The sequence below is a fragment of the Moraxella marmotae genome, from assembly GCF_042219885.1.
GTDB lineage: Bacteria > Pseudomonadota > Gammaproteobacteria > Pseudomonadales > Moraxellaceae > Moraxella > Moraxella marmotae.
Map to the genome: position 1 here is coordinate 143,907 of NZ_JBHJHR010000004.1, position 13,190 is coordinate 157,096.

At 45.4% G+C, this 13,190-nt stretch carries 10 protein-coding genes; 9 read left to right on the forward strand and 1 reads right to left on the reverse strand.

All coding sequences use genetic code 11. The features are described from left to right. Positions 1-3: 3 nt before the first annotated feature. Positions 4-435, reverse strand: coding sequence for a hypothetical protein (locus ACFBZI_RS11425; RefSeq protein WP_375716496.1), 432 nt, complete (start codon positions 433-435; stop codon positions 4-6). Positions 436-699: 264 nt separating this feature from the next. Between ACFBZI_RS11425 and ACFBZI_RS11430 the strand changes: the two genes are divergently transcribed. The 9 genes from ACFBZI_RS11430 to ACFBZI_RS11470 all read left to right on the forward strand — a co-directional run bounded on the left by ACFBZI_RS11430 (position 700) and on the right by ACFBZI_RS11470 (position 13,186). Next, positions 700-1,296: a hypothetical protein gene (locus tag ACFBZI_RS11430; protein WP_375716497.1), complete on the forward strand. Its 597-nt coding sequence runs from the start codon at positions 700-702 to the stop codon at positions 1,294-1,296. A 22-nt stretch (positions 1,297-1,318) separates the two neighbouring features. After that, positions 1,319-4,030: a DNA polymerase family A protein gene (locus ACFBZI_RS11435; RefSeq protein ID WP_375716498.1), complete on the forward strand. Its 2,712-nt coding sequence runs from the start codon at positions 1,319-1,321 to the stop codon at positions 4,028-4,030. 2 nt (positions 4,031-4,032) lie between these two features. Next, positions 4,033-5,919, forward strand: coding sequence for a hypothetical protein (locus ACFBZI_RS11440; RefSeq protein WP_375716499.1), 1,887 nt, complete (start codon positions 4,033-4,035; stop codon positions 5,917-5,919). 27 nt (positions 5,920-5,946) lie between these two features. After that, positions 5,947-6,699 (forward strand): hypothetical protein, encoded by a 753-nt coding sequence (locus tag ACFBZI_RS11445; RefSeq protein ID WP_375716500.1) that lies wholly within the window; start codon positions 5,947-5,949, stop codon positions 6,697-6,699. A 90-nt stretch (positions 6,700-6,789) separates the two neighbouring features. Beyond that, entirely contained in the window at positions 6,790-8,406 is a 1,617-nt protein-coding gene (locus ACFBZI_RS11450; protein WP_375716501.1) for a hypothetical protein, read from the forward strand. A 25-nt stretch (positions 8,407-8,431) separates the two neighbouring features. Beyond that, positions 8,432-9,934: a hypothetical protein gene (locus ACFBZI_RS11455; RefSeq protein WP_375716502.1), complete on the forward strand. Its 1,503-nt coding sequence runs from the start codon at positions 8,432-8,434 to the stop codon at positions 9,932-9,934. 103 nt (positions 9,935-10,037) lie between these two features. After that, the gene (locus tag ACFBZI_RS11460; RefSeq protein WP_375716503.1) at positions 10,038-10,646 is read left to right on the forward strand and encodes a hypothetical protein; all 609 of its coding nucleotides are present in this window, start codon (positions 10,038-10,040) and stop codon (positions 10,644-10,646) included. 34 nt (positions 10,647-10,680) lie between these two features. Next, the gene (locus ACFBZI_RS11465) at positions 10,681-11,850 is read left to right on the forward strand and encodes a conjugal transfer protein TraW family protein (protein WP_375716504.1); all 1,170 of its coding nucleotides are present in this window, start codon (positions 10,681-10,683) and stop codon (positions 11,848-11,850) included. A gap of 13 nt (positions 11,851-11,863) precedes the next feature. Further along, on the forward strand, positions 11,864-13,186 hold the full coding sequence (locus tag ACFBZI_RS11470; protein ID WP_375716505.1) for a hypothetical protein: 1,323 nt from the start codon (positions 11,864-11,866) through the stop codon (positions 13,184-13,186). Positions 13,187-13,190 lie beyond the last annotated feature (4 nt).

Genomic DNA, 13,190 nt, shown 5'->3' on the forward strand with positions numbered 1-13,190 from the left:
AGCCTACTTTCCGCCTTTCAAAGACTTAACAGAGCGGCCGACAATCACCAAGTATCCTGTTGAGATCAAACCGATAGCGACACCAATTGCCACTGCAATCCAAGCTCCACCTGTTGGTTGATCACGCTTGCTTCGAGAATATATCGTTACAAGGCCTGAGGCAGTGATGACAAACCCCACCACCAGAAAAACAATAGCCATTAGGTCAAACAGTTTTTCAGCCTCGGTTTGTACACTGTCGATAAGCCCACCTTGCCCACCCCATGCAAGCTCGCCATCTAGTTCGATCCCTTGCTTAGAAGCCAGCTTCTCAACAGCAGTCTTCTTGGTAGCATCAGCCATGGCCAATACTGGGGTTAGAAATGTTGCCACGCCTGCACCTACTTTAAGCTGTAGATCTGTGGACTTTTTAAGTAAAGTACTTTGAACGGTCATGATTTGTAACCTTATTTTTAATCAATCAGATTCACCGTAGCAATGTCTTTGCTATGGCACGGTTTGAAAAAATAAGCCTGCCAAAGCAAAAACCTATTTTTCTGTGGCATTAAGATAGCACCAGTTTGTTTTTTTGTCAATATTGACTAATTAATATCTTTAAGATAAAATTAAGAAACTACCAACAACACCTTGCAAAGTCTTGAAAAATCTAGTTTCTACCAAGCGATTGCAAACGCCACCTATCAGTGCTTGAGCCAAAAAATGAACAAAAATCCACCCAAATCTGCCAGTTTTTTGAAGTCTGCCAACGAGCTTGGTAAAAAAACACAAAAAAGTTTTGTGCAAAATCTTAAGAAAAAACGCCTGATTATCATCATTTTGCTGGCGATTGGGGCAGGCGTTTGGTTGTTTATGCACCTAAACCAACCCAAGCCAAAAACTTTTGAGGATTTTATGCAGATTGCTGAAGAAACTGCCGAGTTTGAAGACTATGCGTCTGATTTGTCGTTGGCGTACAAAGGGCAGAGAGCACAATTGGGTGATGAGGCTTACGACGCTTTGGTACTTGGTGTGCCCGTTGATGAAGACAGCCCTTTTTATGAATACCAAAAACGCACCTTTGGCGACGCCATTAACGAAAGCCAAACTTCAATTGGCGTGGTGCAAGAGCATGAGGCGATGATTCGTGCTCAAGGTGGTATCACCAATTTGCAAGATTTACAAAAATTTGACACAGGTGTGGTGCAGGACAAATATGCCAGACAGCAAATTCAAAAATCGCTATCAAGGTTTGACGCTCCACTGACCGAAGAACAGCAATTAAGACAAGCACGGCTCGGCGCAGCCGAATATGATTGATTAATCATCAAAAGGAATCGCCATGCAACCGAATAAACCCCAGCAGATACTCAGCCTAGCTTTTGAAGAGATACCAGCAGTGAACCAGTTTGACGTTACTAGAAAACAGCTGGTTGCTGCTTTTAGTCGAGATGGTGGGCAAAACTTTACTGGCAGTAAGTGCAAAGACGCTGACAGCACCCAAAAACTTGCTAATTTTTTGGTGAAAGCACGCAATGCCGATGATTTGCACATTGTCTGTGAAAGCAAGCACACTATCCAAGACTTCGCCAAAGCCATGAATATCCAAGTTGATGACATCAACGGCCGTGTTGTCAATATTGGTGATCTTTACCGTGCCACGCATATCCCATTACAAAGCAAGCAGTATTCAACGGGTGATGTGCAAGCTTTGGACACCGAACGCAGTATTTTCAGTGTTCGCAGTCAAGGTTATGGCGAAATCAGCAGACAAAGCCAACACATTCAAAGCCAGCTCAACCCACAAGACCCAAATGCCACTGCTGTCAGTGAGTTTTTGGCAGACCTTGGTCAAAAAGCAACTGCCGCACAAGGCCAGTTGGTGCAACAAGCCAGTTATGGCAAAGAAAATGCCGCATTTTGGGCAGGCCAATCCTACACCCATCTTAAAAAGCATTTAAACAACATCTCACAAAGCCCTGATGAGCTGTTCGATAGAGTCGTGCTCAATGTCGATCAGCTGGCAAGAATGGCTAGCCACAAACCAGTGTTGTTCGCCGATAACAGAAAACTTGACATCAAACAAGAGCAACTACAGCAAAATATGGATCGCTCAATCGCTGTTTATAAGCAGGCTTTTGAAAATTATCCCCCTGTGTGGTCTAATCCTTTGGCATTCAACGACTTGATGGACGGCGACACCAAAACATTCACCGCACCAGGCAGCTTTAAAGATTTGCTTGCCAGCCCAAGCCATGTGCCAAACCAAAGCTTATTAAACCCCCAATGGTTTGATAAGCTGGCACAAACAGGCTACCAACCAGAGTTAAGCAGTATCGCCCAAAGCCACTCGCCAGAAGTTTCGTGGCTACGCAACTATGACGGTCAAGACATCGAAGACCCAAAAGAAAAAGCACGCCTTGATTTTGTCAAAGCCAGCTTGGATTTGCGTTCTACTGCCGATAAATTTCGTATGTTTAGTAATGACGCTGACAAGCTTAAGAATGCACAGTATGAAAACGGTGGTTTGCAAGTGGATTTGACCGCTTTTGGTACGCACACCAACCGCCACACTTCAGGCACGCAAAGCAACATCAACTATCATGGTTTAACGCCAGAGATTAAAGAATGCCTTAGTGTTGGTTTGGGTGCCGCTGGTTCGGTATTTGACGCCAATCAGTTAGAAATCCGCTGTATTGCCAAAACTTACGGCCTGAAACGACTAGAAGACTTGTTCCAACAAGATATTGACCCCTATTTGTACACTGGCTCAATGATGACCGCCACCATGCACAATCAGCCAATCAGTCATGAACAAGCGGTACAACAAACCTTGCAGTATCAACAAGCACGCATGGCAGGAGCGACAGACCCTTTGCACGCTGAGGCTGAACAAGTGCGGGATTTGGGTAAAAAAGGCCTAATTCCTGTTGCTTATGGACAAACTGATTGGGGTATTTCTAAGAGAAATGGTATCAGCCTGCAACAAGCCCAACAGATTGAGCAAGGGGTGAAATCCATTTTCCCAGAGATTGAAAACACCAAACAGCAGATTGACCACTTTTTTAAGCAAGGCATTGCCACTGGCAGCAGTCATCTGCAAATTGGTGATAATGACAACCCCATTCGCTTACAATATGGCGGACAAAACGCCCTATTTGCACAAAGTGCCATCTTAGACGCACTGGGTAAAGCCGAAAACCCTGCAGTTCGCCAATACTTTGCCAATAACCCCCTTAACTGGGCGCCGCCACTTGCCACAGACAACACCGTTATTGAAGTGAATTACCCCAGCGGTGAGCGTCAGCAGTACAACAATATCCGAGTTGAGAACAAGAAGACTAGCCCTATCAAAGCCGACAACGCTATCAAAGCCGACACCTTACGCCAGATGTATTTAAATAACAATACCAGTGTTGCTTTGGTGTACGACACGGCAAATGGTAAAACTTCAGCCATCACCCCATCAAAACTTGCCCAAAACCTAGGTCAAGGATATGGGGCAGCTGCCATGAACCATATGAATGCCCTGCTATACCAATCCCTTGAAGAACACGGCAAGCAATCAACTGTTGTCATGATGGTGCATGACTCAATGACCATTGCAAGCGTTGATAAGGCCGCCAATGAGCAGGCTGTCACACTGGTAAACCAAGCGGCAGCACAGCTGGGAGCAGATTTTAATTTGCGTTTGACCTTTAGCTCTGACCCTGTGCAAACACTACCTGACCACTCTAAGCTCAATGTGAATGTGCAAGCCTTGGCTGTTACGGTGAGCCAAGAAACAGGACAGGAAGTAAACAGCTCTCGTGATTTGTTAAGCTTGTTAAATGCTGAAAAAACACAAGCCCCTGCCCCACAACCAGCAAAAGCAGACGATGACAGGGATAACACTTTTGCGGCAGTTTTTGCTGACGAGCTGGGTTATACAGATAACAAACCGACACATGACGACAGTTTGACAAGGCATGAGCCACCACCGCAAGTCAGGCAACCGCCAGTTACTATGACGCCAGCAAGTAACCAACCCACTTCACTAGATTACGGATTTTAACCATGAGCATTAGTCAAACACCACACGCCTCAGCACAAGCACAGGCTTTGTCAGCAGAAAAAGAACATACGCTGGAAAAAGAACCACAGGCTCAAAAAGACCCATATGCTAACTTGCCTTTTCCAAGAGATTATCTTTTAGGCAAGGATATGATTGAGATTTCTCAACGTTACCAAAATCGTGAGGCAGATATTGATAAAACCATTCGCCTTACCACACTAACACTGGGTGATGATGTTCTTGTTCATGGCAAAGGTGTTGAGGCAATTAAAAACGCTTATCTTCAAAACTTAAGAGAAGACCCCTTAAATCCAAGCAAAAAAAACGATTGGTACCAAGAACTGGTTTCTGAGCTGGAGGAAAATCCCGAATTGGCAAGCATGGAGAATGGTTTTAAAGGGGAAATACGAGAAAAAGTAGGTCCGCATTTGGCTTTTAAGCTTACTGATTTTGTAGAACCTGACACCAAAATCATGGATCAGCCCACAATGGTTAAAACAGGGTTGGATTACCAAACATTCAATCGCTATATCGGCGGTGATGAAAATAATGTCAACGACAGTAAAAAAGTTGAGGAGTTTTACAAAAATCTCAAAGAATATCGAGATCAAGAGGTAAACGGCTATTCTGCTGACTCAATGATTACTTTTAATATCAAAGATTTTGTTGAAAAATACAATTACAGCGTCAATCCAAACTCAGAATATGCCAAAAACGAGGAAAAAGACGCATTGGGTATTGATGGTAACAGCATTAACAATACTCTAATTCTTGTGTCAAAAGCATCAGAACTGGTTCCGCAACACGCCCTAGATAAGGAAAAAGACAACGCCAATAGCAACGAGCAGGCAAACGGCAAGCAATCGCAAGACCCTGCCAAAAAAGATGATGGCAAAACAACCCAAGACATACAAACCGACGCCGACAACGCTAAAGATGGGGACAAAGAAAAAGGAAACGGTAAAGATAAACCCAAAGACCCTGCTACTGATAACGAGCAAGTCAATAAAGCGTCAGACAACGACAAAGATAAGCCCCAAGAAAAGACAGAACCGCAGGCACAGCACGCCCAGTCGTTGCACAATCCTGCCATGAGTTTTAATTCAAGACATTATAGACCACAAGGAGGTGGTGGCGGTGTGCCGCAAGCCTCTTTTAGCGGTGCGATTATGGCAGGTTATGCCGCCACCACTGACCTATTGGGTAAGATGGTGGGTGCTGCGGGGGCAATCGTTACCAAACCGATTGGCATGGCCATTAATACCTCCAAGGTGGTCTATCAAGGCAAGGTAAGAGAGACTTTAAGTGCTTTTGCTAATAACCCTGAGACTGTCAGCAAAAATGTTCATGCTAACGAACAAAAAGCTGAAATTGCCAAAGAAACCATGCAAAAAGCCGAAAGCCCAACCCCAAGCCGTGTTGCTGGTGAGACTGCAGAGGCAACCAATAAAGCAGGTGGTTCTTTAAAATTTGAATTTGAAAATGCCAAACACAAAAACCAAGCCGCCAAATCAGCAAATGACGCCACTAAAGCCCAAGACGCTGAACAACAAAACACCGCTGGGGAGAAAATGGGACATGCCCATTTCTCTAAATTACAATCAGATACTGAAAAGCTAAGAGATAAAGCCGAACAAAAAGGCCCTTATGCCCCTGAAGACCAGTATAAGACCCTAAACGAGTCCAACAACAAAACTCGCCGTTCGGTAGAAGATTCTGACTTAGCGGGCAAGAAAAAGAATGCTTTGATTGAAAAAGCCATAGGTATTGGTGGTATGTTAATTGCCGCTTGGAATATGGTGAAAAACTTTGTTGGTAATAAACTTGGTTTGGGTGCTAGCAACAGCAACGAATCAAGTAAAAATAACAGTTCATCACCTGCTCCGTAATCTCGGCTACTTTTTGGAATATCTGTCATGAGCAATGAGTTGATAGAACAAACGCCAACGCACCCACCGAGCAGCCTTGTCAATGTTGCCTATGTGTTTGCGTTGTCCGAGCAAGGGTTGTTACCTTTAGATGATCACAGCCAAGACTTAGCGACTGATTTGGGGCTATTGCCAAATACGCCCAGTTGTGCCACTACGCTTGTCAATCAAGCTGCCAATAAAGACATGGCAGTTGCCCAAAGTCTGGCTGGTAATGATTTGCACTGTTTTAGCGATACCGCTGGCAGTGCTGCTGGCACACTCAAAAACAAAAGCCAAGAAAGCCCTGTGCCCTATGTCAAAGATGACACCCTACTCGCTTTAACTCAAGGCAACCCTGTGCTACAAATGCAAGTGCTACCCTTGCTTGATGAGCTAAAACCTGAGCAGGTAAAAGATTGCACTGACCGCTTGATTGACACTGTGCCAGCCAACAAACTGTCTGTACAAAAAATCAAAGCGGTATTTGAGCAAATCCAAGAAAACCAAAGCAAACGCACGCCAGAAAGCAACCTGGAGCGTAAAAATCAGCTTGATGAGATGTTAAAAACTTCGCAATCTCGCCTAGAAAACCATCTGCAAGGCAAACCACAAGACGATAAAAGAGCAAGTGAAACCCGTGAGGCTCATGGGTTAGCGGCTCATGAAACAACACAGCAGAGCAAGCCTGTGATTAGAAGCGTTTTGGGTAGAATTGGTGGCCCGCCAACAAAACCCCCTGCCGAAGTTGTTCCTGAATGATTGGTTTTGCCACTTTACAAGGCATTTTTTATCATCTATAATAAATATTATCAAGTTAGGCTAACATATATTATATTCGAGATCTCAGCCATGAAAACCACACGCAAAAAAACACACCTTGCGGCCGCCATAGCTTTGGTATCTGCCTCTGTGACCGTTGCTGCAACCCCCTTGGTTGCCAATGCTTTGCTGCCAGGTGAACATAAGCCACTAAACACAGCAATTGCTGGCTCAAAGACAGGCAATTCAGCCAAAACTGAAGATGTGCAAAAAAACCGTATTGGTACTAATGCACCAGCGGCGGCTACGCCAACCACATCTAAGCCATCTGTTGATGTCAAACCCTCAGAAAACCACCCTGAGGCGCCAAATGCCGCTCAAAAAGAAAAAGATGATGTGCCAGGTGCTGCCGAGACTTGTGCAGCAGGTTTGGGCGAGGCTGCCGAAAAAGCCATCGAACGCAATATTGACGCCGCCGAAACCGTCTATGGCTCAACAGCCACTGAGATGATGGAAAATGTTGGTAAAAACGAAGCGTCCAAAGGCTGTCTAACCGTCAGCAGTGAACTGCTTGATTTGACAACAGCCCTACCAAAAATCCCAACTTCATGGGGTGACATCTCAGGTATCGTGCGTAAACATGCCCAACAAAAAATGGCAGAAATGAAACGGGGTCTGATTGACCGTGGTTGTGAAATCGCTGACCAATTCGCCCGTGACTCGCTAAAACCTGTGATTGACTTTAACAAACGCTGGGCGGAGTCCGTTAAAAATACCAACGATAAGTTTGGCAACATTGATCATTATGTTGGTGGTATTGTCGTTGGCCATATTGATACAGTGGGTGATAAGATTACGCAATCTTTGGAAAAACGCTTGCTAAAAGCTGACGAGTCCTTGAAGAAAGTTTCTGATGAAATTTACGACAAATATAGTGGTGTTGATAAAGCTATCAATGACTTGGACAACAGCGTGAATGACATCTTTAACTTCAAAATTTCTGACGCTCAAAAAGATAACGCTGAGTCAGGTGCTAGCGTTGCTGCTCAAATGATGAAAGATGTTCAAGCGAAGATTCCACCAGCACCAAAAACCACGGTCAAGAAAACCAAACCTGTATCAGGTTTTGGTTTTGAGTACCAAGAGTGTGACAGCAGTGGCAAGTGTCAAGTGGTTAATGTTGATCGTTACAGACAAGTAGAACAGCAGTGGAAAGAACACAACGAGGCCAAAGAATACTACGCCCAAGAAATTGAGCGTATCAAAATCATGGCGGGCAGCGCCAAAGCCTTGGGTGATACTTATGAAGAACGCTCTGCCGAGAATGTCCAAAAAGAAAAAGACATTCGTGGCTTAGCCGCTAAAGCTGGTCAAAAACTGGGTCTTGGTCTTGGTAACAACAACACGCCTGCGGTGCCACCACCAGCAGCGGCCACCCCACTGTCAGCTACCATGAATAACCAAGCACAAAATGCGTCTGCCCCTGTGGTTAATAACAATGTTAGCACAGACAAACAACAGACACAGGTTCAACAAGTACCGCCTGCGGGTAATGCTGGGTTTAGAGGTGCAGGTGGAAACGCTCCACAAGCACCAACACCGCCAGCAGGTAAAGCAGGTTCAACAACCACGCCTGCCACCAAGACTTATATTGACCCTGTGACAGGCAAACAAAGAACGATCGGCACTGAAATTGCCACTCGTTGATTGGTGTTAGGAGCGTTTTTTTTGTATGTTGAAGTATAAAACCTTGCCACTGGCGATGGCCTTAACTCTCGTTGCAGGTAGCGCCAATGCAGTCACTGATTTTGTGAAAAATCCTGGTGCGGTGGCACAAATTCAGCAGGCGGACCAGTTGTCGGCGGCATTGGAAATCAATGCTTCCCAAACCGCCCTACACGCCCAAGAAGTTGCCAAACGCTCCTTGTACACCACCATCAACAAAACAGCGGTTAAAATTGGTATTGAGCAAGCCAAAACCATCAAGCAAGCCATTGATGACACCACCTATGGCGTGGGTATTACCACTTCTATGGGTTGTGAGAGCTTGCAACAACAAAAACTGCATACCGCACGCCATGAGCTAAGCTCACAGGTAAAAACCGCCATTATGCAGTCCAATGCTGGCACTCGCTACCGTGGTGATGGTTTTAAACGCGCTTTGCGTGCCAAAAACCACTACGACAACTACTGCGATGTCTCAGAGGCTGCCCAAGGCATTTGCCTGCCAAGCTTTGGCGCTCAAGGCGGTATGAGCACCAATTACAGCACCATCAATAATAACCTAACCTTGACCGATGAGCAGGTGCAAGCAGGATACGCCTACACTCGCAATGTCATTGACCCTGGCAAAACTGACGATTCATTTTGTCAAACTTCTAACTGCCGTGATCTTGCCAAAAACGAAGAGCAGTATCACACCATGGGTTCGATGATCCAAAACTCATTCATGGCACAAATCCAAAGCTCTGTGGCATGGGACACCCCACCAACAGGACTTGCCCCTGTGACCATCGAACAAACAGGCGAGCTAAGTGGTGCATGGGACGGCCGTGTGGCACACCCTGACAGTGGTATGGTGTCTAATCAGCCAGGGGGTGCAGGTGGTAACTTTGCTGGGGAAAGACCGCAAATGAACCTTGTTAACCTACCACCTGAGTTAAAAGAAATTGTCATTGATTTATTTATGGTGATTTTGTCGGGCGAATCAAAGTCTTATGAAGCATTCAACCGCCCAGATCGCTGTAAAGGCGGTGCTTATGGAGCTGGCGACGGCAAGACCACGATCACTCAAATGACCCTTGCCCAAATCAATGCAACATATAACGGACCTTGCTCATCGGCACTATTTGCTGTAGGTCGTTTCCAAATCATCCCTGATACACGAAAGGGCTTGGTTAATGCTCACCCGAATTTACGACAATATCTAAACCAACCGTTTACCAAAGATGTCCAAGATTTGTTTGGTTATCAACTACTGTATGATCGCATTAGCAGTATGATCAACGGTAAGAGCTTTGATGTCAATAAAGCACAGTATGCGTTGTCTCAGGAATGGGCAGCTGTACCAATGCCTATTGGTTTTGTCAATAAGAAAGGTGTAAAAGCCGAGAACAAAAACACAGGTTACTATGATGGCGGTCGCAATAAATCTGCCAAAGGCATTTATGACCCCCTCAGAGCTCAGCTAGAAAGACTTAAGGTGTATCACCAACAAAAGCACCAGACACGCTGATTGACTAAAAATGTGATATGATTGTTTTGTCTAACTTGGATACCTTTTAGACAAAAATTTAGACAAGTTTAGACAAAACACTATCTATTAAGGAGTACAAATCATGAAATCGATTCTTGCGAAAACCTTAACAGTAACAGCCTTAGGTCTATCTGGTGTGGCTCATGGACATTTGTATGATGTTATGGATTTATCACGCTATGAATCCGCCAAAAACTATGACGCTTATATCAATAAAAAAGTCAATGGTTATAGCATTGACCTGTGTTATGCAGAAATGGGCGATTACGAAGACATTGAAGAGACAAGTTATTACAGTTATAACTTATGCAGCACCAACGCTACCAAGCATTTTGATAAAATCATCAAGTCTGGTAAGCCAAATTTTAACAAAGATAAGATTTTAGGGCATATTTCCATGCCGTCAGTCTATAACCCAGATTTCAAGATTTACACCTATGTCGCCATCAATCCCAAGACCAAAACGGTAGAAACGCTGCCTTGGACAGTTGGGTCAGATAACATCGTGCCGACTCTTAAAATCTCAGCCAAAAGCAACAAGATTTGTTTACTTGATGAGGATAAGAATTTTACCAATGGTGGTTGGCGCTCAGCAGCTAGTGGCGAAGAGGGTGTGTGCATTGAGTACTTAACGCCAGCACAGCAAAAAGGTGCGTACCACAAGTGGGAAATCTCATTGGGAAATAAATAAAAGCAACACATAACACCTGATTTTAGGTAACAACATGAAAAAACATTCCTCAAAACTCTTAACCCTTGCTGTCTTGGCAGCTGCCCCTTTTATGACAATCTCCAGTTATGGTGTTTATGGCCTAAACCCAGGAACAGTCAGTGCGGTGGCTGCCAGTGAGGGTGGCAAATTAAGCACTCGATTGGGTACACGCATTGCCAAATCGCAAATGGCACTGGCCACAGCGATTCAGGACAATACAGCGATGATCCAAGAGGCAATCGCCATCAACATTCAGCAAGAGGCGTTGGCCGCCACGCAAATCGGTAAAGCCGATTTAAACAACCGCAAACTTGAAACAGCGGTTAATGAAAAAGTCGAGGCCAATAAAGAGAATGTCAGAGTTATGCTTGACCATGGTGTACAGACAGGACAAGGCTACCAAGTCTGTCGAGTGTATGCCGAAAGCACGCAAACCAACCGTGCTGTGGGTGAAGCGTCGCTAAAAGCTGTAGAAAAAGTTGTCACCCTTGACAACTCTCCTGGACGATTGGCGAACTCTGAGGGGGAATACCGCACCAAACGAGCCAAAGTACACGCCGAGAACTTCTGTTCACAAGCAGAATATGATCAAGGCATGTGTAGCAAGGTGAGTGAGTTGCCAGGTGCTGACTCAAATGCTGCGTTATTGTTTGAATCAGCACCCAAAGACTCGCTGGTGGGTGCGGCCAAAGACGCAGTACGCCAAAATATCTTAGGCAGACCACATACCGCCATTCCAAAAGAGGCTGGACAAACCGCATTGGGTCAAGCTTACCTATTGTCGGTAAACCGTGCCACTTCACTGGCGGCATTCCCTGCCTATTCTTTGGCGTATTTGCAGTCGATGAGTGAAATTCGTGAGGATTTGAAAGACGCTGAGGGCAATTCCATCTCCCCACAAGATATGCTGTTTAAAAATGTGGCTCGCTACTATGGTACTGAGCAAGCCACCGAATGGCAAAAACAAATGTTAGAACAACGCCCTCGTGGTATTTTGGTTGAACTGGCAAAAATGGAGGGTCTGGGTGCTTATATCGACTATCAAAGAGGCTTATCCAACCAGCGTGTTGGGGGCAACTTGGCCGCTATGACCATCACTTCTACCCTACCGCTTGAAGACCAAATGAATGAACAGCGTCGCCGTATGACCACACGCTCAGCAAGTAACTTGGTTGGTCGCTGATAAGGAATGAGCTATGAAAATGTTTAAAAAACTCGGCCTCGCCACCGCTCTACTTTGTGCTGGCACCAGTGCCCAAGCGTTTACCTGCTATATCGACAGTAACACCGCCACTGTCAAAGGTTATATGTCGTCAGCTTTCGAATTTCCAGAACGCTCCGCCAATGCGTTTATGGACAACCTAGACCGTGCAGTTAAACTGACCTTAGATCAACAAACAGCGGTAATCCGCTCAGCTTTAGAGACACTGGCACAACAAAAACAAGTGTCCACCATGCAGGTGTCCAAGGCCATTGAAAACAACACCAAAATTCAAGTAACCGCCGAACAACAAGCCGCTGGCGCTCGTGAAAAAACCAAAGCCATTCAAGATTATGGCCAACAAGGTCAAGGCTTTGATATTTGTAATGTTCACGAGTCACGAACCAAGGTTGTTCGTCAGCAGTCCCGTATCAAAGAGGCCGTGCCAAACATGATTCGCACAGAAATCACTGCACGCCCTGGCTTGTACGCTGACCGCTCACAACAAATTGCCAACCGCCTAGAGCTACACGATCGGTTATACTGTACCCAAGACCAAGCAAGAGCTGGCTTGTGTACCAAACCTGCCCCTCGTGCGGGTAAAAGCTTAATGGCGGCCACAATGTTTGAGCCTGCCGAATATAACTCAGATAACTACCAAGACAAATCGGCATTTATTAACAACATGATGGGTTTTGCTGCTGATACCCTGACCCCAGAAGAGGCAAGCTCTGAAATGGGTCAATCGTATCAAGACACCAAACGCCGTCTGGACGCTGTCAAATCAACGGCAGCTACTTATCTTAAAAACCTACAAGCCCAGTACTCTGGCGTGGCTGATGAGCCAACACATACTTCAGGACAGCCAAAACAAGACAGTGTCGCTGCCAGTGAAGCTCGCCAAGTTGAAGCCGCTAAGAAAAATGACGGCAAAGACAAAGACGGCAAAACCGCCAGCAACACCACCAATCCTGAAAAAAATGATGGCGACAAAGCAAGCGGTGGTGAAGACAATACCCCACTGGCTGCCCAAATGAAAAAAGATGTTGATCGCTACTTCGGTGGTGGTGAAGAGTACAAAGACTGGTCTCGCTACCTTGTTGGTGCTACTGAGCGTGGCGTAATGAAAGAATTGCTTGCTGTTAAAGCCTTGCGTCTAAAACTGGCTGCTGATGAATACGAACAGCTACTACAACACGAGGCAATGATTGCCGCCATGGCGTCAGCACAAATCTCAAGTTCAGGCTTAGAAACCAAAATTGACCAACAACGCAGACAAGCTCTAAGAAATACCGCCTCGTCTTTGGTTGGTCGTTAATTGG